Consider the following 24,035-nt stretch of genomic DNA (forward strand, 5'->3'; position numbering starts at 1 on the left):
TAGGTATGAACTCGGTCGACACTAGGACAGGGTTACAGCGTTGGGTTCATGATTGAAGAAGTGCGTTCAAACACATCTAGACCTTGCTGTTTTAGCCAGAAAGGAAGGTCGATCAGTACCCAGTTTTCAGATAGTTTGTCGCCGTCACGGTAGTAAACGTCGACTACTTGCATGTCTGCGCGAACTTCGCCACCAGTCATACCTAGGAAACCACCTGTTGGCGTGTTTGATAGGTTTGGCCAACCGAAGAAGCAAGAGAAGCTGCCTTCAGCGAAGCGACAAACGTGACCGTTAAACTTCTTGTCTTTCAGGTTGTTACGGAAAGGAAGTTGGTGTTGCTTCTGGTAGCGAGGGATAGTGTAAGATGCACCGATACCACAAGGGCCGTACCAGATCATGTCTTTAGACCAGCTCTTCTCTAGCACTTCTGGTGGGCAACCCATTGCTCCGCTGTCGTTAAGTGCAGATAGGTCATCAACCATTTTGTTCACTAGAGCAAGCGTTGCTACGCCTTCTTCTGGCGCTGCATCTTCAAACAGTAGACCGTCGTGATTACGTGGGCCAGGGTATACGAAGTGCTTACCTGTTGATGGTGGTAGTGGGTAGCAGCCTGCTTGGTCCATCATACCTAGTAGGTCTAGGAATAGACCTGTCTTCGTGATCTTGCCGTCAACAACACAGTTAAACTCTGCGTAGCGAACGTTCATGATCTTGCCAGTAGGGCGCATGCCTAGGTATTCAGCGTCGAATAGACCCATGAAGTGACCCATGCTCATTACCCAAATTTCATCTGGGTTGATTTCATTGTTACCGCCGATGAAGATGTCTTGACGACGCTGCATGCGAGTCATTGATTTCATCATTGGAGCCCAGAATACGTCAGCTGCCGCTTGAGCGCCTTCTTGCTCACGGAATGGGTAAACACCACGCCACAAGTAATCTTCAGAAGTGTGTGCTTTTAGTACTTCAGCAACGTTCTCGTGAGTTGCGTTTTCCATTGCATCAAAGTATTCGCGAACAATGCGTTTAGCTTCTTGATATTTAGACATAATTCATTCTCTTTGTGTTGTCGAGTCAACATTCGGAACAGGACTCGATTTGGATTTTGTTACCGGCTGACTGCTCAGCCGGATTAATGTTTATTGCTTGTCTTAAGAGACCTTCAACGAAAGGGGATTAAGCCTTAGCTGTTTCCGCTTTTTTGCTCTTGTCGAAGATGCCGCCTTTCAATGTTTCTGGTAGAGATAGCCACAGTAGACCAGCCACAATCCATACGATTGGTGAGCCCCACATTGCTGTTGCTAGGTCGCTGCGCTCTTGAATGAATACCAACACCATTGGTGCCCACATGCCGATGATACGACCACCGTGGAACAGAGCTGCGCCGAAGCTGCGTAGGTGAGCTGGGAACAGTTCTGAGAAGTAGCCACCCCATACCGCTGAAGCAGATAGGCCGAAGTTGTAGATAAGACCCAGGATAGCCAGCATGTTTAGGCTGCCGATCATCACGTCGCTTGGCGCGATGAAGAATACTGATGCCATGATGCCCGCTAGGATGAAACCAAATGCGTTAACCTTACGACCGTATTTGTCTGCAATTGCGCCCCATACCCAAGCACCGAATAGAGAACCGAATGCTGAGATAGAGAAGATGATGCCGATAGTTGCACCGTCAAACTGACGAACTTCTTTTAGGTACGTTGTCACAAAGCCTGAGAAGAACTGGTAACCGTAGAAGTTAAGACCCGCTAGAAGTAGACAAGTAATGGTTAGCTTGCGGTATGGTGCGCTTAGCATTTCACCCCAAGAACCTTTCTTCGCAGGTGCATTTGATTCTTCTGCTTTTGCTTGATCTTCTTCACCGTAAGCGATCACTTTTTTGTCACTTGGTAGGATAAAGATCATCACTACTGCAGCGGCTAGAGGAGGAATACCACCTACCCACATTAGGCTCTGCCACGGTGCGTCAATGCTAGAGATAAACGCTGCGTAAGCACCCATCGCCATTAGAGCAACAGAGAACATAGAAGATGCGAATGCCGTTAACTTGCCGCGAACCGTTGGCGTGAATAGGCCAATCATTAGGCTTACCGCTACAGTGAAGTAACCACCCAAAGAAATACCGATAATGAAACGCATTGCTGCCCACATTGCGTAGTCAGTAAACATCATGTTGATGATGGTTGCGCCGCCGTTCAATGCAGTGATGACAATAAGAGTCGATTTCTTACCAAAGTTTGATGCCACCCATGCACAGCTTAGAGCACCAATCAGTGCACCAACCGACTGCCATGTATAGAACTGAGCCGTATCTGCTAAGTTAATACCATCATATGCATCAACGATGTATGGGCGTACGTAGTCAATAATTACAAAGTTATAACAATAGAAAAAGTAGCCTACTAGAATTGCAAGATAAGCAGCTACCCTTTGAATCATAGGAACTTCGCTCATGTGTTTTTTCGTAGTCATGACCGATAAACCTTTATTTTATATAGGGTGTTATGAGTTTTGATTACAGTGTAGTAGTTATTGATGTTCACTACGCTGTCTTCGTTTCGGAAGAGATAATAGAGTTTTTTTGGTTATTAGATCCGTGATCAAAGTCAATTTTAAAATGAGTGCGTACCCATTCTGTCGATTTTGGTGATCTTGATCCCAATAGATCGCGTTTTTGCTCGTTTTGGGACTTTTTGAGCGTTTAATCGTCAATGTTAGTGACAATACTCACACTTATTGGGGGTTTTTGAGGGAAGTTATCCAATTTTAAGTAATATTGGCAGCGAATAATTTGCGAAATACAATAAACGGAATCTCAAAATGGTTACGTACTCAAGTTTTGTGGTGATTGCTCTCTACGTATTAACCACACTGTTTATCAGCTACTTAGTGAATAGGCGTTATAGCGTTGGTGGCGATTTCTCCACGGGCGGGAAGCAATTTGGCTGGTTTACTGCAGGGGTTTCTATTCTTGCGACCTACATTAGTGCAATGACATTTGTAGGCATGCCTGGTTGGGTTTATAGCTCAGGCATGGAAGCAATGAGCGTACATTTGAATTACCCGATAGTGATCTTTTTCGCTGTGGTTTTCTTCGTTCCCGTTTTTTACAAGCTCGGGCTGACTTCAATTTATGAATACCTAGAGCACCGTTTTGGCGTCGTTGCTCGTACCATCAATTCAATTGTGTTTATTGTCGTGCAATGCATTTCGGCGGGTGTGATTTTGTATGCCGTTGCATTGATAGTGGTGCAAGTGCTGCCTATTGGGATCTCTGAAGCCATCATCTACATCAGTTTGTTCACCGCTCTTTATACCTATGCTGGGGGCATCTCAACTGTAATCTGGACCGACATGCTTCAGTCGGCAGTGCTGATTATCGGTAGCATTGCCATCTTCGGCCTATTACTGATGAAGATTGATGCAGGGGAAGTGTTGTCTCCCGAACATCTGAATATTATCAACCTCGAATTTGACTTGGGTGTCGACACTACATTGTGGGCTGGATTGGTCGCGGTGAGCTTTCTACATTTGAGTGTGTATGGAACTAACCAATTGATTATTCAAAGAACGCTGGCGACAAAAGATGTGAAAACAGCACAGAGATCGATGCTGCTATGTGGTTATGGCGCGTTTTTCATCTATCTATTTTTCGCGGTGATGGGTGTGTTGCTAAGTGTCTTCTATCAAGACAATAGCTTTGAGAACAGTAATGAAGTGATTCTTGATTTTGTGTTTAACCACACTAACCCAATCATTGTCGGTTTAGTTATTGCCGCGTTATCGGCGGCGGCTATGTCGACGCTGGATTCAACCTATAACTCAATGGCAACCGTCGCAACGTTCGACTTTTATAAGCGCTTTTTCCGCAAGGAAGCATCGGATGCTCACTATGAATCGGTAGCAAGAAAGATGAGCCTTGTTGCTGCCGCATCCGTGGTTGTGCCTGCTTTGCTTGCGGTTTCAAATGAATCTGTACTGAAAACCATTGCTAGCCTGACTTCAATTTTTGTTGGTATCCGCTTAGGTTCTTTCATTCTTGGGCTGTTTTTCAAGAAAGCGAATGAGAAGGGTGTGATCGCTGGCAGCATCGGCAGTGTTGTGATGGTGTTTATTGCTAAGTACAGCGGCGTTTCTTGGCCTTGGTTTGCTCTGATTGGCACCGTCGTTTTTCTCGTTCTTGGTGTACTCGTGAGCCGTTTCTTTGGTGAAGTTACTCAACAACAAAATGAATTTATCGCTAAGCAGAAGCATTTGTTTGCTAAGCCTACCGCGAGTCACTACGGCTTATTGGTGTTTGCTGTTGTAACCGTCGCGGCTTGTACTGTTATCCCTGACTGGCTTTATGCCGCTCTTTCTTAATTGACCGATTTTTACTGGTAGTTCTATGTTATCGATCTTTGATATCTACAAAATTGGTGTCGGGCCTTCGAGCTCACACACCAACGGCCCAATGATTGCGGGTTTTCATTTCACTCAATTAATCGCGGATAGAATCACAGAGGTGGTTCGTGTTCAGGTCGATCTTTATGGTTCGCTGTCACTAACAGGAATCGGACACCACACTGACAGAGCGACCATTTTAGGCTTGCTCGGCAATAAGCCTGATACGATTAAAATCACCAGTGCTAACCAAGCGATGCGTCATGCGATTGATAGCGGTGAACTGCAGTTAAGTGGTAGCCACAACATCGGGTTTAACTACAAAACTGACATGCTGTTTCATGAAGATAATCTACCGCTTCATGAGAATGGCATGATGATCACTGCTTTCGACCAAGCTGGAAATGCAATTGTCGATGAAACTTATTACTCGATTGGTGGTGGTTTTATTGCAACGGCCGATGAGCTTCAAAATGGCACTCAGGCTGAATCGGTAGAGGTGACTTATCCATTTAGTAATGCTGAAGAGATGCTTGAGCAAGCGGAAAAGAATGGTATGAGTTTGGGCGGTATGATTCTGAAAAATGAGTCGGCTTTCCAAGACGCTGATGCTATTGCGGAAAAGGCGGATCAAATCTGGCGCGTGATGTCCCGTTGCATGGAGCGTGGTTTTGAAACCGAAGGCATTCTTGATGGCGGTTTGAATGTTACTCGCCGTGCTCCAAACTTACTGAAGAAGTTGGAAGCGAATGCAGCGGTTGAGAACGATCCAATGGAAATTATGGACTGGATTAACTTGTTTGCCTTTGCCGTCAGTGAAGAGAATGCGGCTGGTGGGCAGGTAGTTACATCTCCAACCAATGGTGCTGCTGGCGTTATTCCGGCTGTGTTGATGTATTACCATCGCTTCATCAAAGAGTTGGATACCAAGCAACTGAAAGACTTCTTAGCAGTATCGGGCGCGATCGGTATTTTGTACAAAACCAACGCCTCCATTTCAGGTGCCGAAGTCGGGTGCCAAGGTGAGGTCGGCGTATCATCTTCTATGGCGGCTGCGGGTTTAACTGCACTTCGTGGTGGCAGTAACGAGCAGATTTGCATTGCCGCAGAAATAGCAATGGAGCATTCGCTGGGTATGACTTGTGACCCAATTGGTGGCTTGGTACAAGTGCCGTGTATTGAGCGAAATGCAATGGGTGCGATGAAGGCGATTAACGCATCACGCATGGCTTTGAAGCGTAATAGTAAATCTTTGATCTCGCTTGATAAGGTTATTGCGACAATGTACCAAACAGGTAAAGACATGAATAAGAAATATCGTGAAACCTCGTTGGGCGGATTGGCGCTAATTCATCTCGCACACCCGTGTGAGTAGGGGCTAACTCAGTCTCAAGCCTTGGTGAGACCGATGCGCTTATAAGAACGACAACAAAAAGCCCAGTCGCATTACCGCTGACTGGGCTTTCTAAGTTTCAAACTCACTAATCTTGCAGTGGCAGTTGGTAGCTGTTCTTTAGCTCTTTCACTGAGATGTTAGACTGAATTGCGCTGACACCTTTCACTCGTCGAATTGAACTGATTCGCTCAAAATACTCTTCCAGATCTCTTGCCAACACCTGAATCATGTAGTCGGCTCCACCTGCAATGCAGTGACACATGGTGATCCAGTCTGTTACTGCAACAAATTCTTCAAAAGGCTCGGTGTTTTCAACCTCATGGTTGCCGAGTGTCACTAAGGTAAAACCGGCTACATGCAGCCCTAGCTTTTTGCGGTTGAGCTGCGCGGTATAGCCATCGATATAGCCCGTCTCTTCCATGCGCTTCCAACGGCGCCAGCAAGGAGTTTCGCTTAGGTTGACCTTCTCGGCGAGCTTGCTGTTACTCATGCGTCCGTCTTTTTGAATATGTCCAAGAATGGCAATATCCGTATCATCTAGTACTTCGTTGGTGGATTCTTTCACTTTCATGGTGTTATTAGAAAAAGTCTGCTCAAATTTGTTTTTATACTAGCGCATATAGCAATTTAATTCCTACCCGAATCGGTAAACTCTTCTCCCACTAACGTTTTATCAACTAGGAGAGAAAGAATGAGCGCTCAATTAATGCTGGCGTTCTTGTTGTTTTCAATATCGATTGGAATTACACCGGGAGCAGGAAACATTGCATTGCTTGGGATATCAAGCCGATATGGATTTGCGGCGACATTGCCTTTTGTCTCTGGTAACGCTTTTGGCATTATCATCATCTTGGCGGGTTCAAGTGCTGGCTTGGTGAGCCTATTTACCCTTTACCCAGAGATCTACACGGTAATGAAATACCTTGGGGCGGCTTATTTACTGTTTATGGCGTGGTCTATCGCCAACATGGAGATTGAGCAAGAAGATTCGGTGAATCGCTCAGGATTTATGTCTGGTGTTTTGATTCAAGTATTAAACCCGAAAGGGTGGATCGCTTCATTAACGGTATTTTCTCAGTTCATCACCACACAGGCTGATTACCTGATTCAAGTGGTGACGATTACCACCATCATGGTGGTGACAGGTGTATTGTGTATGTTGATTTGGGCGTATTGTGGCACTATGCTGCAGCGTCTATTGCAATCACCAAAACAGATGGTGATGGTTAACCGTTGTTTAGGTGGAAGCTTGGCTATGGTCGTGGCATTTATGTTGTACCAACCAGCTTAGCGTCCCCAAACGAATAGCGAGTTTTAGAGGATTGGTCGAAATGCCAATCCTTTTTTTGTGCCGGTAGGTTTTCGGTTGGATAGGTCTGCACTCAACACTGGCTATATTTAACCTTATCAAAGATAAATCCTTTCGTACCCATGACCGAATCTACTGCGGTTCGTGAAAACATGCGGCGCCCTATCCGCAGTGGTTTGGGCTGAGAAATCACTATACTCAAACTAATAGCAACACTAAAAACAGTATCCTTAAATATGAAAAATCTACGAATTATCTTGTCCGCAATTACTCTTGTTATTCTGGTCGGATGCACTTCAACGTCGGCGGTCGGCAGTTCAAAAACAAAGGAGTATGCCAAATCGCATACGCTGGTTGGGGAGGCTTCTTGGTACGGAAATAAATTCCACGGGAAACTCACCGCCAGTGGTGAAACCTATGATATGAATGCCTATACTGCAGCTCATAAAACCCTGCCATTTGGAACAGTCGTAAGAGTGACAAACACAACAACGAATAAGTCTGTTGACGTTAAAATTAACGACCGAGGCCCTTTCGTTAAAGGCCGAGTGATCGACCTTTCTTACAAGTCATTTGCACAAATCGGTAACGTCAACAAAGGCACGGTGCCAGTCAAAATTGAGATTGTTGATGACAGTAAAACCTTTAGGTATAAGCACTAAATCTGTCACTCTCGTCCCTATTTCTCGTTCTCAGCTGCTAACCAAAAGTCGGATAGATCTTTAAAAAGGTCATCGTTATCTAAAATGCTTAGATGGTCTTCATCATAACCACGAATTTGGTCGGCATTTAGCTGAGCTGGACGAGACAGTTGGCTTGAGAGGTTAATGACGCCATCATTGCTTTTGGTATTGAACAGCTCGCCTGAGTTATAGCCAAATGCAAGGAAATGTGGGATGTGCGTTTCACTGTTAGCAGGAAATAAGTCCGTGATAAATTTGCCGTCTGGGTTTAAATCTACCCAGGCTGGCATAACAACAGGGGAGTACTCTAACCCTTGCTTAGCTGATGCAACGCCGCCAAATGGTGACGAGATGGTGGTCATGCTGCTAACAAAGTCACACAAATGCCCGATACGACACTGGTGAATACTGTTGGCGACGATAAGCCCGCCCATACTGTGAGCAACAACATGCAATTGTTGGTTTTTGTATTCGCTTACAACCGTATGTAACAGGTTATTTAAGCCTTTAGAATTTAGCGATAATGACAACCCTGAAGGGTAGTTAAACACCCAGACCTGATATTTAGATTGGTCAATTTTCTCAATCAGTGGAGCAAAATCTATCGCGGTGGCATTGATGCCATGAACAAATAAGATGGGGATTTTGTTCGGGTCATATTCAGATAAAAAGTAGAGCCCTGCGTTATCCTCAAGCAAGAATTTGAGCGGTTGCCACATTCCGAGTTTGGCATTTTTTCTGTCAAAGGGCGAGTCCGCCAAACTGACGACTGTGCCTATATCGACCAGATCTAACTCGATGTTTAACAACGAGGAGAGTGAGCGATCGACAAAGGCGCTTGGAACTTCATTTTGGTTCACTTCTAATGACACTTCGATGGTTGAGTTGTCTTGGTAGTCGCGAAGATGAATCACACTGAACGCTTCGTCAGCTTGTAGGGTTAAATCTTGATTCGTGTCTTCAAAAATCAGTAGATAGCGGATGTGGTTAGATACATGCAGGTGAATATTGTCACTGTATTTGATGCCGTCATAGGCATCCACTTCACTTTTATTAATGTCTTTGATCTGCTCAATGACTACGGCCGAACCTGATGCGGGTTGGCTTAAAATGACTTGGTATTGGTTGGTAATGGCGTCAATCGCTTCTATATCGTGAGATAAGTTTCGAAAGTTACCACACCCAAATAAGACGGTACTGAGCAGTAGTAGTGAAAGTAGTCGAGCAGTCAGACAATTCCTCATTCCATTTTTATCCTTCTTCCCATCAGTTTTATCCATAAATCAGTTATCTAAGACTCATTGTAGCAATAAAGTCGTCGCCGATCTTTCTGGTGTTTTGAGCGCCCTTGATGACAGAGTCGGTGGCAAAAATAGCGGATTGCCACTCCAAATAACTGGCGAAGATGAGTTTTGAGTGATTCATCTGTTTTATGTGTCCAGCTCGTTTTAGATGCACTGTGAATGAGGTGGGCGGTGTTCACTTTTTATAAAATAAAATGTGTGACTTCAATGAGATAATGGTTGGTTAACTCACTGATTAAATAGGCTAACACTGAACCTTTTTCTATTATTAACGTATTAGCTTTTTGATAGAAATGTCGTTTTAAAAGGATTAGAAATGAAAAAACTATTGCTGTTGATGTCGGTGGTCTTTTTAGGAGGCTGTTTGGGTATGCCGCAGTCGGTGAAACCGGTTAATGAATTCGAATTGGAGAGCTATCTAGGGACATGGTACGAGGTTGCTCGTTTAGATCACTCGTTTGAAAGAGGGTTGAGTAATATTAGCGCTCAATACTCGTTACGTGATGATGGTGGCGTGAAGGTGATTAACCGCGGTTACTCGGTTGAAAATAGCGAGTGGAAAGAGGCGGAAGGTAAAGCGTACTTTGTTGAAGGGAGCGATCAAGGTTATCTAAAAGTATCGTTCTTTGGTCCGTTTTACGGCTCTTATGTGGTGTTTGAGTTAGACAAACAGGGCTACCAATATGCGTTTGTCTCTGGACCAGATACGGATTACTTATGGTTACTGTCCAGAACCCCACAAGTGGCACCTGAGGTATTAGAGAAGTTTAAACAGATGTCGAAAGAGCGTGGTTTTAACACCGATGAGTTGATCTACGTCTCCCACGATACGATAAATTAGAAATTGACGAGATAGAAAAAGGAGAGCGCATGTTTTGCGCTCTCCTTTCTTTTTATTATTTTTGCAACTGCAGTTGTCGAATACTCAATATCGACAAGAAGCTAAAGAACGCTGGGTCACTCCAACCAAAGCCTACAAAGATACCAGTGAAGGCGGCATATAGGGTAATAATTGCACCCAGCATATTGGTTACAACCAAAGCTTGGATGAGCTTTTTAGCGCTCACACCCGTTTCAATATCACGTAGCAACCAGGTTATTGCTGCAATGCCACCGAGGAAGATACTGGTGTGTTGAGACAGAAAATAAGCGTACTTATCATTGATCTCCACACCGTACATTGGCCACATGACGGTTGGTAGGAAGAACAGAGCGATGGCAAACCCTGCGTAAATGATGCCATGTAGGCTTAGAAACGTTTTGTTTTTCATTTGGTGCATCTCATCTTTTGTCTTTCAATATCTACACTTTCATTACAAGAATGAATAACTCAATTAGCCGTGTATTGGACCTTTATTAATCGTAGTTAAAGGCTGGTTAACGTCAAAAATCACGCCGCGTACCTCTGCTACGCCCATCTCTTTTAAGCGGGCGCTGTGCATGGCGAGATAAGCCTCTGCACTCAGTTGGTCTTCGAATAGGTAGACACCGCCACCGAGCTTTTCTGCTTCGCTTTCTGTCCAAATTTTCCAGATCATGCCTGGCTCGTTGTTGATGGATTTTGCTAGATCAACAAGGGCGTTTGACATCTCTTCACCAAATGGGCCGTTAAATCCAAAATCGACTTGTAGTAGTTTCATGGTTATCTCTCCAAACAGTTGTTAAGCATTGCGTTGAGGCGAGCCGCCATTTCGCAAAACATTGAAGGCTTGATTGCCTGTTGAGATAGATATTACCTATAAAAATTAGACAAAAAAGTTCATAATATTGTCATTAACTGTCAGGATTTTAGACCAATGAGACTGAAAACCACCTTAGACCAATGGCAAACGCTGTTTGAGATTGATCGCGCTGGGAGCATTCAAGCTGCCGCATTGCAATTGAACAAGAGCCACACCACCTTGATTTATGCATTGAGGAAACTGGAAGATCAGCTTGGAGTGTCTCTGGTTCGGGTTGAGGGTCGCAAGGCTGTTTTGTCGGAAGATGGTAAGGCGTTGCTTCGCAGGGCGAGTAGTATGCTAGAACAAGCTCGGGAGCTGGAACTTATTAGTGAGCAGCTCTCCAAGGGCGTCGAATCTGAAATTGTGGTAGCAGTGGATCATCTATGTTGTCTTGAGCGTCTCTATGGGCCAATGGCGGCTTTTGTGGCAGAGAACAACACCACCTCGATTCAGGTTATTGAAACATCATTGTCTAAGACGACGGAGATGGTGACTCAAGAGTTAGCCGATGTTGCCATCATCAATTTGCCAGTCACCAACTATCCGGCGGAAGCCTTTGGTTTTACGATGATGGAACCCGTTGTTGCCAGTTCGCATCCTTTAGCTAAGGAGTCAACGCTCTCTCTGAACCAGCTATCGTCATTACCACAGATTGTGGTGAGAGATTTAGGTTCAGCAGAGAAACTGGCAGATAAAAAAGATGTGGGTTGGCTTAAATCAAGTCAACGCATCACAGTCGACAACTTCGACCATGCGTTTGGCGCTGTTGAGCAAGGAGTAGGGTACTGCAGACTACCGAAGCACATTGTTGACAGTAGAGGGAGCGATAAACTCACCGTGCTCAATGTTGAAAACGGTCGTGGTTATCATGTACCACTTCATCTCACATTGCCAAAAGGTGTGAAGACTGGCCCTGCCGCAATACGTTTCTACGAACTGTTGTTGGAATCTGTTGCCCACTAACGCTTGCTTTGAGTACAAGCTAGCGAGTCTGGTTGCCATTTAAGAACAGTGCAACACATTCGCGAGTGTAGCTCTGCCTTTCATCATCGGACTCACCACTGTCGTGGCCGAAGAATGACCAATACGCGGACTTTCCATGAAACATCAGCAATAATTGACGCGCTGCAATAATGGGTGAACTTGAAGTCGACAGGGTTAGGTCACCCGAGTCTATTTTCGCCTGCAGATAATCGGCAAGTAATTTGGTGGTCTTTTGAGGCCCAGTCTCTAAATAGATTGACGCGATCTCTGGGTGGGTGCTGGATTGGCTGACTGCATTCTGAAAGGTTTGTCGTGACTGCTCGTCTAATAGCAAATCTTGAAACTTCACACCAAACTTCACTAATTCATCTTCTAACGTGGCATTCATATCAAAAGCGTCGGGGCTCAGTTCTCGCTCGGCACATTTGGTCTGCATGCATGTTTCGAAAAGCTCATCTTTGTTTTTGAAATGAGAGTAGACAGTCTGCTTCGATACATTAGCGGCTTTGGCAATCTGATCCATATTGATCTTGTAGCCATGTTCAGAAAAAAGCTCACTTGCTGCAGTTAAAATTTGCGATCTCTTCTGTTCACTTTTAATGATTTTAGTCACGTCTGGAAGTCTCGTTGTTTCGATATTAGTCAGTTTTTCGCGTGCAGAATGCAGCGTCATTCGTCACAGGTTAAGCATTATGCTTTTTGTGACGCTTTTATCAATCAATAACGATGAAACCTATTTTTAACATAACCAAACTAGACAGTCTAGTTTGGTTTGGTTAGTCTAAAAATAGGACAATTACATACTGCACAGGAACAGTATTATGTATAAATTGATGAAGAGCAGCGCAGTCGCTGTCGCGCTATCTACTCTTCTTGTAGGGTGCGGTGAAACAACCCAAGCACAACCAGCCGCTGAGCCAACCATCCTTACGGTTGAAACACTGGCTTTAATTCAATCGAGTTCTTACGCGGTACAGCGTGAATATGTCGGTGTGGTAAGGGCGGGGCAGCAAGCCAACTTGGGTTTTGAGCTGGCTGGTAAGGTTGAAGAGATCTTAGTCGATGTCGGTGACAGAGTCACAAAAGGCCAACCTTTGATTCGTTTAGACACCCAATTGTTAGAGACTGAGCTTAGTCAACTCAAGGCGCAGTCTGAGGAAGTAAAAGCTCAGTTGAACTTGGTGGCTGCAAACCTAAAGCGTCAGCGTTCGTTGAAAGCAAAAGGCTTTAGTGCGGAAGCGGAAATTGACTCGTTAACCAGTGAACAACGTGTGCTTCAAGCCAATCTTTTACGCATTGACGCTTCATTGAAAGCCAACGATCTGCGACTGATAAAGTCGACCATTCTTGCTCCTTACGCTGGAACTATTGCCACCCGTTTTGTTTCTTTGGGTGATGTGGTAAATGTTGGCAACCCGACACTGACACTACTTGCATCTGAGGGCAAAGAGGCGTTCATTGGTATTCCTGCGCACCAAATGCAAAAGGTCACCTCTTTGTCACAGCCACACATACGTGTTGGTGGTGAGTCGTACGATGTAAGTCTGCTTAATCCCGGAGCGATGGTCGATACTCAATCTCGAAGTGTTGGTTTACGCTACCTTTTCCCTGAGCAAGCCTCTGTGCTAGAAGGGCAATTAGCCTATCTCCAATTTGAAGAGAGCATTGACGACCAAGGTTTTTGGATTCCACTAACGGGTTTGATTGATGGTTTGCGTGGGGTCTGGAATGTGTTTGTTATTGGTGAAGATAACCAAGTTGAGCGACGTAGTGTTCAAGTCTTGTTTGCCAATAATCAACAAGCGTACGTAACCGGTGCGATTAGCGAAGGTGAACAGGTCATCGCAAGTGGTCTGCATCGTTTGGTTCCGGGACAAACCGTGAGCCCTCTTCAACTGGCGTCTAAGTAGGTTGCCCATGAAGATCATCGAGACGATTTCTAATACGCGACTGCTTATCTTAATGACGGCGTTGTTGATGGTGAGCGGTATCTCCGCTTTCATGACATTGCCGCGCGCAGAAGATCCGGTCATCATCAACCGCTACGCTAACATCACCACCAGCTTTCCTGGGGCAAGTGCAGAGAGAGTCGAAACCTTAGTGACCGAGGTCATCGAGAACAAGCTGCGTGAGCTTAGTGAAGTTAAGCTAGTCAGCTCAACCTCTCGCCCGAATGTGTCGATTGTGACACTTGAGCTAGACGATACCATTACAGAGCCTGAGCCAGTTTGGTCACAAGCTCGAGACAAGCTGTCTGATGTTGAACCGCTTCTTCCAGCTGGTGCACAGTCACCGGATTTGGATAGTGACCATACCTATGCGTTTACCACTATTACTGCATTAACTTGGACTGGGGCAGGAGAGCCAGACCGCTTAACTCTTGGGCGTTACGCTAAAGAGCTTGCCAAGCGTCTTAGAACCTTATCGGGCACTGAGTTCGTTGATGAATATGGTATGCCACAAGAAGAGATTCAGATTAACTTGCGCACTGCAGATGCTGCAGCGTTAGGTCGCTCAAGTGCCAATATTGCTGAATCACTAGAAGGCGCTGACGCTAAGAACTCTGCCGGCGAATTGGTGAGTTCCTATTCTCGATTTGGGTTGGAAATTGAATCTGAGTTGGATTCTATTGAGCGTATCAAGCAAGTGCCGATTGCGACCGATGCCAATGGCCATATCGTTCGCCTTGAAGATATTGCCTCGGTGTCACGAGGTGAAAAAACGCCGCAAGATCAGATCGCCATTATCGACGGTGAACCAGGTGTGATTGTTGCCGCGCGAATGCACCCTGATCTGAGGGTCGATAACTGGACATCCCGTGCCAATGCAGTGATTGAAAAGTTTGAGCAAGAGCTGCCGAGCAATGTTCACGTTAACGTGCTCTTTAATCAGCAAGGTTATACAGAGACACGTCTAAACGATTTGGGCGAAAGCTTGTTGATCGGTTTTGTTCTCATCTTGATTGTTCTGTTTGTCACCCTTGGTGTTCGTGCTGCAATCTTGGTCGCTATCTCGCTGCCTTTAACGTCTTTGCTCACTCTCTCGATCATGAAAATGACGGGTGTGCCTATTAACCAAATGTCGGTAACTGGCTTGATTGTAGCGCTGGGGATCATGGTGGATAACGCGGTGGTGATGGTGGATACCATTCAAGCGTATCGACTCAAAGGTCAACATCGAGCTGAAGCGACCATGAACGCCCTGAAGCACCTGTGGGTGCCACTACTAGGCTCAACACTCACCACAGTGCTGGCGTTTGCACCGATTATTTTGATGCCGGGGGCGTCTGGTGAATTTGTGGGTGGTATTGCAATTACGGTGTCGTTCTCATTGATTGGCTCGTATGTCATCTCCCATACACTGATTGCCGGTTTGGCGACTCGACTGCTGCCGAAACAATTGAGTGACGTTGATAAACAGGGACAACATCATTGGTATATGACAGGGCTTCGCATTCCTGCATTAACTCGTTGGTTCTCTGCATCCGTCCGGTTTGGTATTACGCACCCCATCATCACTATTGTGTTGGTCTTACTGGTGCCGTTTACCGGCTACTGGAGTATGTCGCAACTGACTGAGCAGTTTTTCCCACCTTCCGATCGCGATATGTTCGAGATTCAGGTGTATATGCCGCCACAAGCGAGTGTTTATGCGACCAAGCAAACCTCTGAGCGAATTGATGAAATCATCCATCGCTACTCTGAGGTAGAGCGGATCGATTGGCTTGTTGGTGCGAATTTCCCATCGTTTTACTACAACCTTCAAGCAAGACAAAATAACGCACCTTACTTCTCGCAAGCGATGGTGAAGACCGGAGACTTCGTACAGGCAAACGCTTTGATACCTGAGCTGCAAAAGGTCTTGGACAAAGAGGTGCCTGAAGCTCAAATTCTGGTGCGAAAATTGAACCAAGGTCCTCCGTTTACGGCTCCTGTTGAGCTGCGTGTCTATGGAGAGAACCTCGATACCTTAAAAGCAATTGGTGAGGATATTCGCCTAATCTTAGCGGGCATTCCGCACGTGACGCATACTCGTGAAACACTGCAACCGGGTACACCTAAAGTTTGGCTTAAGGTCGATGAAGACACCGCTAAGCTTAATGGCATTTCATTGAATCAGTTCGCAGGGCTTCTTCAAACCACACTCACTGGTCGCGAAAGTGGTTCAGTGATTGAAGGCAGTGAATCGGTCCCAATCCGTGTTCGTGTCGCTGATGATGCGCGTGAAGATTTAACGCACCTGAGTAATATCCGTTTGCCGATTAATTCGGAAATCTACTCAACAGGTATCAATGTCTCGACTTTGGCTGAGCTAGAGCTTACCACCAGCCGTGGCGCGATTACTCGTCGTAACGGTCAGAGAGTGAATACGATTGAAGGCTATATTGAAGCGGGTGTATTGCCGCAGACTGTGCTTAACGAATTTCAAAAGCGTTTAGAGAGCTATGACATTCCATCGGGATACACCATTGATTTCGGTGGCGAATCTGCGGAGCGTGACCACTCAGTGAATAGTTTGATCTCTAATGTCGCAGTGGTGGTGGTCTTGATGGTGTTGGTGGTCGTGATGTCGTTCAACTCGTTTAGGCTGAGTACCATTATCTTTATGGTCGCTGCGCTTGCTGGTGGACTTGGATTGCTCTCGGTTTGGATATTCGGGTATCCGTTTGGTTTTACCGTAATCATCGCGATGTTGGGGATTGCAGGCCTTGCCATTAACGCTGCGATAGTGATTTTGACCGAACTGAAATTAGATCAAGAAGCGTCTTCCGGCAGTGTAGACGCAGTAGTGAATGCAGTAATGTCATGTACTCGTCATATTAGCTCAACCACCATTACAACGGTGGGAGGCTTTATGCCACTGATCATTGCTGGCGGTGGTTTCTGGCCTCCGTTTGCGGTGGCAATTGTTGGCGGTACGGTATTGACCACCCTGATCTCTTTCTATTTTGTACCAGTGGTGTTCCACCTAATGACACGCAAAAAGGGTCTACACACCTCAACAGCGCTAGCGCACTAATCTGTTCCATTAGATAGAAATATTCGGGAAAGAAAAAGAAAGGTGAGGCTCAAGAGCCTCACCTTTTTAATCTAATCTAGCGCTAAATCTAACTCTTCAGATGTTTATTTACCAAGCGCCTTTTACCACGCACCTAAGTACGACTTGTACGATTGTAGGCGAACGGTTGCTGCGCCGATGACGTCAATGAATCCCCAGAATGGATGTGGCTTTTCAGCAGAGATCCATGCTGCGCCAGTTGCACCGATTGGAATGTTGTAGCCTTCCGGTTCGATGATTTCTAGAACCACAGTACGGCCTAAACCGTTGCCGTTGCGAACAACGTGCTGACCAACACTTTGCGGGCCTTGGAATGGTGAAATACCTGCTTCACCTGTGCCAGCGTTAAAACTGTGTACCTTAGCGCGGAAGACGTGACCTGGGTATGCGTCGACATAGAACTCTGCAAAATCACCCTCTTGAACGTAACCGTAGGTTTGGTCAGAAACACGCATCTCTAAGAACTTTTTACTGGTATTGTAAAGGTGCATGTTACCCATGACTGAGCCTTCAGCAATGTTGACGATAGAGACTTGGCCGTCAAATTCTGCGGTAATGGTCTTCTTCTCTTGAGCCCAGTTCACTTTCTGCAAATCAGCTTTTAGTGACGCAAGCTCGGAGTTCATCACACGTAGGTCTGAATTGTATTTCTCAACATCACGAGCGTTGAAGATCTCTGGTGATGTGTCGGCGCGGTTAATATCGCGCGTCATTTGTTTAATCTGCTCTTCTTTCTGCACAATTGAAGACTCAATCTTGGCTTTGTCGGCTGCCGAATTGATATCTACAAGGGTGTATAGCACATCGCCTTTTTTCACATGTTGGTTGTGATCAACCATGATCTTGTCGATCTGCTGGCCAAACACTGGAGACATGACTGCGTGAGGTGCTTTCACTGTGGTTGAGTTAGTGAGATCAACCGGTGCCCAAAGGCGTGAAATAACCGCCAGTACTGCAAGAATCAGCACACCACCAATCGCGGCCCATGTGTAGTTCTTAATGGTTTTCTTGAGTGCGCCTGTGGCAAATAGCGACCATACAATCAGGATGTATGGAATCATCATCTCTTTCATTATGCTGCCTCTTTTTCTGTACGAGGGGAGTTTTCACTGTTGGTTTGGCTTGGTGGTGTCGTAGGCGTGATTGGTTGGATACCACGGCGAATCACGTCACTGAGTGATTGACCAATGTGTTTCCAATTCGCCAGCGCAATAACCAGTGCGATAACCCAGAAAGTTTTGCTGATAAATAGGCCACAGAGTGAGAGAGCGAATACGATCTGTACATGGGCACTTTTGTGCTCTTTTGCTTTATGAACGCCGAGTTCGTGCAATTGCCATAAACCGTAGATAGCCGCTAGTGTGACAGCCAAGGTGACGGCAAATAGGTAGCCAGAGAAGTATTCTGATTGGAAGAAGTTCATCATCATCTCATTTGGATGGTTGTTGAACTGAGTGAGGTCGATGTCTTTTGAGTGAATCTTGCCTAATGGAGCGAGAGCCCATGCACCCGCCACCATGACGACCATAAATAGACAGAATTTCACTAGCACCATGACGATGGCGAAGATCTTCTGCAATACAATTTTTAGGAATTTCATATCTCTACCTATTAATCTAACAAGTGAGAATCAGGCCTAGAGTGTCATGTGGCACTTTACAAATTGATGGTTATTACACAGCTAATGAAGCTGAATAGGTGACCAAAAGGCGTTGTCGAAAGTGGCATTGTTGAATCTAAGCAACGAATTCTCAGTACATTGGGGAGTTATCCCCGAACAAACAAGCCGTGCTAAATCGCCACGCTTAGAAATAGAAAACAATGTACATAACGTTAATGTGGCGATTCCGTGCCTTGATGCATTTATTTGTATTTTGTTTCGTGGTCGGATTAATTTGTTAGAAGGATAATAAGAAGACTATTTGAGCGGATCTACGAAGAATTACGATTTAGTAATATCGTAATTACGATGGATCTGTAGGGGCTCTAATAGTGGAGTTGAATTAATTTGAAAGCGATCAACTCGGCTTACTGATCTTTTTACAATAGGTTATTTGAGATCAAAGAAGCGGAGAATTTGGGAGCCCATTGAGCCCTGTTTATTCCTCGTATTTATAAACATTATTACAATCAAGAAAGCCAATTGCCACAATGTTAATGGCGACTAAGATAGGGATAAAGCTTGCCGAAAGTTGAGCTTAATCAACCGTGTTCATTAGCCGACTTGAGGATATGTGGTGCACTCATTAGTGCTATCATTGTGATTGTAATATCGTAAATACGATACTATGGTGAGCATAGTATGATACTAAGGATGAGCTATGAGTAACGACATTCCAAATTTCAATCTGTTAGCTGTGTTTTCAGCGGTGATGGAACAGGGCAGTTTGAGTAAGGCAGCGAGTCAGCTTAGTACCAATCAATCAACCATCAGCACATCGTTGAGCCGCCTTAAAAAAGAGGTAGGTCAAGAACTGTTTGTTCGCAAAGGGCGTGGTGTCGTGCCTACGTCTTATTCGTTAATGCTCTATCAACAAATTAAGGCGCCGATCGAACAGTTGAATAGCGTATTCAGTTCCATGTCTGAGTTTGAGCCACTCAGTTCACATCGTAAATTTCTTCTTTCTAGTCCAGAACATATACAGTGGATACTACTTGATCATTTTGCTGCGCAACCTAATAAAAACCTGAGATTGGATGTGTTTGATCAAGACGATAGTGATGAGCGAGTTTATGAGGACCTGTTGACCAATAAATACGATGCGATGATCGATATTTTGGTTCCGGAGCATCCCAGTATAGAGAGTGCTCTCATCATGGAGAGTGACTTTGTGATTGTCTGTCGTGAGGAACATCCAAGGATTCAAGGCAGTTTGTCACTAGAGCAGTTTATGCAAGAGAAACATGCGGTCTTAGAGCGAAAGCGTCGTAAAGTGAGGAGTTTGAATCATTACACCTCTTTGGACTTGTCCAAAAGAGAGATCGTTTTTCGAGCTCGATCCTTATTCAGTATTATTTTATTGGTCAGCCAGTCAGATTGTATTGCCGCTTTACCTACCTCAATGGCGCTGCAATTCCAAGAACAGTTGAAGTTACAAGTTCATGAGCCTCCATTTGATTTTGACCCTATTGCCCATCATCTCATCTGGTTGAAACGCAACAACGCTGACCCAGCACATCGTTGGTTTAGGGAACAGGTGCTTAGTACGTCTCAAAAAATGTCTGACGTACATAAAGATAAGATCCTGCATTTCTAGTAAAGCTGTCTGTTATTGGTAGCCATCTAATTATCATTGAGCCCACCGCCAACGGTGCGATGGGCTTCACTCTACGTTCTTCCGTTCATTATTCACGTGCATCGATTCGATAACAAAAAATTATTAGATTGAGAACTAATGATAATTTCACGTCCGTGAGCTAACTGGATAAGATTCACCTCAACAAATGGCCAATGCAAGAGCAGTGGACCACACAGTATTTTTAACCGCTGATCGGTACCCAATAAGGTGAAATTATGAAGTTCCTACACACTATGATTCGCGTCGCTGACTTAGAAAAATCGATTGAGTTCTACACTAAGGTGTTGGGCATGAAAGAGTTAGAGCGTCACGAAAATAAGGAATATCGATACACTCTTGTGTTTGTTGGTTATGAGCAAGGTGGTACGACAATCGAACTGACTTACAACTGGGACACCAACGAATACGAAATGGGTAACGCTTTTGGTCACTTAGCACTAGGTGTAGAGGACATCTACTCGGCATGTGCTGACATTAAAGCGCTGGGTGGCAATGTTTCTCGTGAGCCGGGCCCTGTTCTCGGTGGTACAACGCACATCGCGTTTGTAAAAGATCCTGATGGCTACGCTATCGAACTGATTCAGCTAGAAAAATAATAAGGGCAGAAAAATGAAAGACGCACTATTTCAACCAATTCAATTAGGTTCATTGACTCTAGCAAACCGTATTGTGATGCCTCCAATGACACGCTCTCGTGCTACACAACCGGGTAATATCGCAAATGAGATGATGGCTGAATATTACGCTCAGCGTGCTTCTGCTGGCCTTATTATCGCTGAAGGCACTCAGATCTCGCCAATGGGCCAAGGCTACGCATGGACTCCGGGTATTTATACTCAAGAGCAAATCGCTGGCTGGAAAAAAGTAACAGATGCTGTACATGAGAAGAACGGTAAAATCTTCGCACAATTATGGCACGTTGGTCGTGTGACGCACCCAGATAACATTGGTGGTGAACAGCCAATTTCGTCATCTGCATTGAAAGCAGAAAATGTAAAAGTATTCATCGATAACGGTACTGACGAACCGGGCTTTGTTGAGGTGGTTGAGCCACGTGAAATGACCAAAGATGACATCAAAATGGTTATCGAACAGTACCGTCAAGCGGCACTCAACGCGATTGAAGCAGGTTTTGATGGCATCGAACTTCACGCTGCAAACGGCTACTTAGTCAACCAGTTCATCGATTCTGAAGCGAATAACCGCACAGATGAATACGGTGGTTCAATTGAAAATCGTCTGCGTTTTCTAGGGGAAGTGGTTGAAGCTATGGTTGATGCCATTGGTGCTGATCGTGTTGGTGTTCGCCTTGCACCATTCACATCATTGAATGGTACGGTTGATGCAACACCAGTAGAGACTTACACAGCAGCGGCAGCGCTACTCAACCTCTACAAGATTGTTTACTTGCACATCGCTGAAGTTGATTGGGATGATGCACCAGAAACACCGAAAGCATTTAAAAAAGCAGTTCGTGAAGCGTACCAAGGTGTGTTGATTTGGGCTGGTCGTTACGACAGCGATCGTGGTGAAGAAGCTGTGGCAGAAGGTACAGCGGACATGATCGGTTTTGGTCGCCCATTTGTGGCGAACCCAGATTTACCAGCGCGTATCCAAAACGGTTACCCATTGGCTGCGCACGATCCAAATACACTGTTTGGCGGTGCTGAAAAAGGTCTAACCGATTACCCAGAATATACTGCCTAAGTCATAAAGACGGTTTATACTGTTGTACGTTGTAAATTAGCAACCTTGCTTACGCGGGGTTGCTTTTTTTGTTCATGCTCAGGTGATTATCAGGTTGAGCACGCTCTAGGGTTAGGATTCATGAAGCTAAAAGCACTCGGTGGTGAGGTTTATCTATTAGGCGCAACGTTATTGGCCGCTGTCGGGTGGATTGCGTCAAAGTTGGTGGTATTGGAGATGCCGGGCCCTCTGTTCATCGGTGTGCGCTTTTTTATCGCGAGCTTGATTCTTCTTCCGTTCTGTTTTCGTCTGATTCGTCAATTAAGCTGGTCGCAGTTGTTTGGAATTGCAGGTGTCGGTCTGATTTTATCTGGCTCACTTCAGGTATGGGTATATGCAGTTTCGATTACGGATAGCTTGTCTGAAGGGGCGTTTATTACCAGCCTAGCAATGATCATTGCGCCGTTTGTCTCGTGGCTGATTTTCCGCGTGAAACCAAATCGCGCGTTCTGGTTGTCGTTTCCTATCTCGATCATCGGGATGTTATTGCTGACGTTAACCAATGGTTGGGTGTTTGAAGAGAGTCAGGTCTACTTTCTACTCGCTTCCATTATGTTGTCACTGCATTTTGTTATGAACAAACGTGTGACCAACAATGTGAAGCCGATTGCTTCTATCTGTATCCAACTCTTTATGGTTGGCATTAGCGGGATGATCTTTGCCGGAGCGACTGGCCAACCAGATTTTGAGATTACGAGTTCATTGATACTCTGGTTTACAGTGTCGGCGGTGGTTGCGACAGCGATTCGTTACTTGTTGCAAACGGTAGGGCAGCACTCCGTGAATATGGAAGTAGGAGCTCTAATTATGATTCTGGAGCCTGTTTGGACGCTGATCTTAAGTGTGACAATGCTTGGTGAGACAGTTGAGCTGCAAAAGCTTATTGGCGGAGCGGTGATTATTGGGGCACTGTTTTGTTATATTCGTTTGTCGAGAAAAGGCTAGATACTTATCAATGGATGAGTATCTAGCTTTAGCCTCATTGCTTACATTGAGCGAACCATCTTTTGAAGCAATCGGATCATCTCTTGTTGTTCGTCTTCTTCCAGCAAATTTAAGTATTTATTATTGATACTAATTGGGATTGGAATCAGTTTTTCCTCTAGGGCTTTCCCTTTCTTTGTCAGGTAAATTCGAAACGAGCGACGACTGTCTGGGTCGACTCTTCGTTCAACGAGTTGTAATTTTTCCAGTTTGTCCAAAGTTCGAGTAGTGGTCGAGTTTTCTACTTTCGACTTTGCGGCAATATCTCTTTGTGTGATCCCTTCTTCTTCCCACAAGCACATAAGAGTTGGCCATAGAGCGATGGTTAAGCCGTGTTTTTTTAACTCTTTATCAAAGTCTTTGCCGGCATTAAGGGCTAGAACATTGATCATCCAACCAAAACTTTTTTGTCTATCAAACGTCTCAGACATTATCGAATACCTATCTAGAATAGTGATACTACAACTATTGTCATCGTAACTAATACCGCTGCAATTAGCACGATAAAAGCTTTTGTATTCGAGGCAAAGTGCAAAACATCATCAGGGTTGGTTTGCACATCACCTGAATTCATCGCTTTTCGTCCGCTGATCATCGCCCAAACTAATGGCTTTGAGCGCAATTTGTAGATAACGATAGCAAGTAGGTGAAGAACCACAAACGCCACTAAAGCCCTTGCTGCAATTACATGAATCGTCACCATGATGTCGAACAGGTCATCCGTTAATATTTGTCCAAGCAGGTTATCTAGTAAACCCGCAATGATAATGCCGCTTAAACACTGAATCGTTAAGGTGCCGATCATCGCGAACACCATCCACGCTCCAATAGGGTTATGACCATGTCGGTTAGATCCTTTACCCGAAAGGTATCGAAGGATCGTTTTTGGCGAAGAGATAAATTGAGCAAAACGACTGGTGTCACTTCCTACAACGCCCCAAACAATACGCCAAAGCAACAGCGCGAATAAGGCTAGGCCTAGATAGATATGTGGCCCTTTTCCATTGAAGCCAGATGCAGCGAGTCCAACAAATAGAGCCGCCTGTAGCCAATGATATAGGCGAGTAGGTAAGTCCCAAATCTTCATAATGTCATTCCAAAGTAACTAGGTTTAATTTAATTTACACAGCAATAGTTGCAATTGCAACTGTTGCTGTGTAAATTA

The 24,035-nt window shown here is 45.0% G+C and carries 23 protein-coding genes; 12 read left to right on the forward strand and 11 right to left on the reverse strand.

What is annotated here, in order from left to right; translation table 11 throughout:
- Nucleotides 1–32: 32 nt before the first annotated feature.
- The gene (locus OCV50_RS04745; RefSeq protein WP_239840527.1) at nucleotides 33–1,049 is read right to left on the reverse strand and encodes a nuclear transport factor 2 family protein; all 1,017 of its coding nucleotides are present in this window, start codon (nucleotides 1,047–1,049) and stop codon (nucleotides 33–35) included.
- Nucleotides 1,050–1,176: 127 nt separating this feature from the next.
- A complete protein-coding gene (locus tag OCV50_RS04750) occupies nucleotides 1,177–2,472 on the reverse strand; it encodes an MFS transporter (RefSeq protein ID WP_239840528.1) in 1,296 nt (431 codons plus the stop codon).
- A 348-nt stretch (nucleotides 2,473–2,820) separates the two neighbouring features.
- On the opposite strand from OCV50_RS04750, the gene OCV50_RS04755 reads away from it, so the two are divergent.
- Nucleotides 2,821–4,362, forward strand: coding sequence for a sodium:solute symporter family transporter (locus tag OCV50_RS04755; RefSeq protein WP_261903831.1), 1,542 nt, complete (start codon nucleotides 2,821–2,823; stop codon nucleotides 4,360–4,362).
- Nucleotides 4,363–4,387: 25 nt separating this feature from the next.
- The gene (locus OCV50_RS04760) at nucleotides 4,388–5,758 is read left to right on the forward strand and encodes an L-serine ammonia-lyase (protein ID WP_261903832.1); all 1,371 of its coding nucleotides are present in this window, start codon (nucleotides 4,388–4,390) and stop codon (nucleotides 5,756–5,758) included.
- 106 nt (nucleotides 5,759–5,864) lie between these two features.
- Here OCV50_RS04760 and OCV50_RS04765 read toward each other — a convergent pair whose 3' ends face one another.
- The gene (locus tag OCV50_RS04765; RefSeq protein ID WP_004739989.1) at nucleotides 5,865–6,350 is read right to left on the reverse strand and encodes an Lrp/AsnC family transcriptional regulator; all 486 of its coding nucleotides are present in this window, start codon (nucleotides 6,348–6,350) and stop codon (nucleotides 5,865–5,867) included.
- Between the two features lie 120 nt (nucleotides 6,351–6,470).
- On the opposite strand from OCV50_RS04765, the gene OCV50_RS04770 reads away from it, so the two are divergent.
- Both OCV50_RS04770 and OCV50_RS04775 read left to right on the forward strand, forming a co-directional pair.
- Nucleotides 6,471–7,070 carry a LysE family translocator gene (locus OCV50_RS04770; protein ID WP_261903833.1) on the forward strand — a complete coding sequence of 200 codons (600 nt, stop codon included), beginning with the start codon at nucleotides 6,471–6,473 and terminating at the stop codon, nucleotides 7,068–7,070.
- A gap of 254 nt (nucleotides 7,071–7,324) precedes the next feature.
- Nucleotides 7,325–7,750: a septal ring lytic transglycosylase RlpA family protein gene (locus tag OCV50_RS04775; RefSeq protein ID WP_261903834.1), complete on the forward strand. Its 426-nt coding sequence runs from the start codon at nucleotides 7,325–7,327 to the stop codon at nucleotides 7,748–7,750.
- Between the two features lie 17 nt (nucleotides 7,751–7,767).
- Here the strand turns inward: OCV50_RS04775 and OCV50_RS04780 are convergent, their stop codons facing one another.
- A complete protein-coding gene (locus OCV50_RS04780) occupies nucleotides 7,768–9,015 on the reverse strand; it encodes an esterase/lipase family protein (protein WP_261903835.1) in 1,248 nt (415 codons plus the stop codon).
- 376 nt (nucleotides 9,016–9,391) lie between these two features.
- Between OCV50_RS04780 and OCV50_RS04785 the strand changes: the two genes are divergently transcribed.
- Complete coding sequence (locus OCV50_RS04785; protein WP_261903836.1) at nucleotides 9,392–9,916, forward strand: lipocalin family protein; 525 nt, start codon at nucleotides 9,392–9,394, stop codon at nucleotides 9,914–9,916.
- Between the two features lie 55 nt (nucleotides 9,917–9,971).
- Here OCV50_RS04785 and OCV50_RS04790 read toward each other — a convergent pair whose 3' ends face one another.
- A complete protein-coding gene (locus OCV50_RS04790; RefSeq protein ID WP_239840535.1) occupies nucleotides 9,972–10,346 on the reverse strand; it encodes a hypothetical protein in 375 nt (124 codons plus the stop codon).
- A 63-nt stretch (nucleotides 10,347–10,409) separates the two neighbouring features.
- Entirely contained in the window at nucleotides 10,410–10,715 is a 306-nt protein-coding gene (locus OCV50_RS04795) for a monooxygenase (protein WP_239840536.1), read from the reverse strand.
- 156 nt (nucleotides 10,716–10,871) lie between these two features.
- Between OCV50_RS04795 and OCV50_RS04800 the strand changes: the two genes are divergently transcribed.
- Nucleotides 10,872–11,762, forward strand: coding sequence for a LysR family transcriptional regulator (locus tag OCV50_RS04800; RefSeq protein ID WP_261903837.1), 891 nt, complete (start codon nucleotides 10,872–10,874; stop codon nucleotides 11,760–11,762).
- Between the two features lie 19 nt (nucleotides 11,763–11,781).
- Here the strand turns inward: OCV50_RS04800 and OCV50_RS04805 are convergent, their stop codons facing one another.
- Nucleotides 11,782–12,396 carry a TetR/AcrR family transcriptional regulator gene (locus OCV50_RS04805; RefSeq protein ID WP_239840538.1) on the reverse strand — a complete coding sequence of 205 codons (615 nt, stop codon included), beginning with the start codon at nucleotides 12,394–12,396 and terminating at the stop codon, nucleotides 11,782–11,784.
- A 208-nt stretch (nucleotides 12,397–12,604) separates the two neighbouring features.
- Between OCV50_RS04805 and OCV50_RS04810 the strand changes: the two genes are divergently transcribed.
- Nucleotides 12,605–13,693 carry an efflux RND transporter periplasmic adaptor subunit gene (locus tag OCV50_RS04810; RefSeq protein ID WP_261903838.1) on the forward strand — a complete coding sequence of 363 codons (1,089 nt, stop codon included), beginning with the start codon at nucleotides 12,605–12,607 and terminating at the stop codon, nucleotides 13,691–13,693.
- Between the two features lie 7 nt (nucleotides 13,694–13,700).
- Entirely contained in the window at nucleotides 13,701–16,802 is a 3,102-nt protein-coding gene (locus tag OCV50_RS04815; RefSeq protein ID WP_261903839.1) for an efflux RND transporter permease subunit, read from the forward strand.
- 122 nt (nucleotides 16,803–16,924) lie between these two features.
- On the opposite strand, the gene OCV50_RS04820 is transcribed toward OCV50_RS04815, so the two are convergent.
- Together OCV50_RS04820 and OCV50_RS04825 are read right to left on the reverse strand one after the other, a co-directional pair.
- Nucleotides 16,925–17,914, reverse strand: coding sequence for an HlyD family secretion protein (locus OCV50_RS04820; RefSeq protein WP_261903840.1), 990 nt, complete (start codon nucleotides 17,912–17,914; stop codon nucleotides 16,925–16,927).
- Nucleotides 17,914–18,441: a magnesium transporter gene (locus tag OCV50_RS04825; RefSeq protein WP_315974631.1), complete on the reverse strand. Its 528-nt coding sequence runs from the start codon at nucleotides 18,439–18,441 to the stop codon at nucleotides 17,914–17,916. The genes OCV50_RS04820 and OCV50_RS04825 overlap by 1 nt, the downstream gene beginning before the upstream one ends.
- Before the next feature lie 721 nt (nucleotides 18,442–19,162).
- On the opposite strand from OCV50_RS04825, the gene OCV50_RS04830 reads away from it, so the two are divergent.
- The 4 genes from OCV50_RS04830 (at nucleotide 19,163) to OCV50_RS04845 (ending at nucleotide 22,831) form a co-directional block, all read left to right on the forward strand.
- On the forward strand, nucleotides 19,163–20,098 hold the full coding sequence (locus OCV50_RS04830; RefSeq protein WP_239840542.1) for a LysR family transcriptional regulator: 936 nt from the start codon (nucleotides 19,163–19,165) through the stop codon (nucleotides 20,096–20,098).
- 257 nt (nucleotides 20,099–20,355) lie between these two features.
- Nucleotides 20,356–20,736: a lactoylglutathione lyase gene (gene gloA, locus OCV50_RS04835; protein ID WP_239840543.1), complete on the forward strand. Its 381-nt coding sequence runs from the start codon at nucleotides 20,356–20,358 to the stop codon at nucleotides 20,734–20,736.
- Nucleotides 20,737–20,749: 13 nt separating this feature from the next.
- Entirely contained in the window at nucleotides 20,750–21,847 is a 1,098-nt protein-coding gene (locus OCV50_RS04840) for an alkene reductase (protein ID WP_261903841.1), read from the forward strand.
- A 120-nt stretch (nucleotides 21,848–21,967) separates the two neighbouring features.
- Nucleotides 21,968–22,831: a DMT family transporter gene (locus OCV50_RS04845; protein WP_239840545.1), complete on the forward strand. Its 864-nt coding sequence runs from the start codon at nucleotides 21,968–21,970 to the stop codon at nucleotides 22,829–22,831.
- A gap of 41 nt (nucleotides 22,832–22,872) precedes the next feature.
- Here OCV50_RS04845 and OCV50_RS04850 read toward each other — a convergent pair whose 3' ends face one another.
- Both OCV50_RS04850 and OCV50_RS04855 read right to left on the reverse strand, forming a co-directional pair.
- Complete coding sequence (locus OCV50_RS04850) at nucleotides 22,873–23,301, reverse strand: MarR family winged helix-turn-helix transcriptional regulator (RefSeq protein ID WP_261903842.1); 429 nt, start codon at nucleotides 23,299–23,301, stop codon at nucleotides 22,873–22,875.
- A 14-nt stretch (nucleotides 23,302–23,315) separates the two neighbouring features.
- A complete protein-coding gene (locus OCV50_RS04855) occupies nucleotides 23,316–23,957 on the reverse strand; it encodes a cytochrome b/b6 domain-containing protein (RefSeq protein WP_261903843.1) in 642 nt (213 codons plus the stop codon).
- Nucleotides 23,958–24,035 lie beyond the last annotated feature (78 nt).

Origin of the sequence: Vibrio fortis (assembly GCF_024347475.1) — a bacterium.
Taxonomy (GTDB): Bacteria; Pseudomonadota; Gammaproteobacteria; order Enterobacterales; family Vibrionaceae; genus Vibrio; species Vibrio fortis.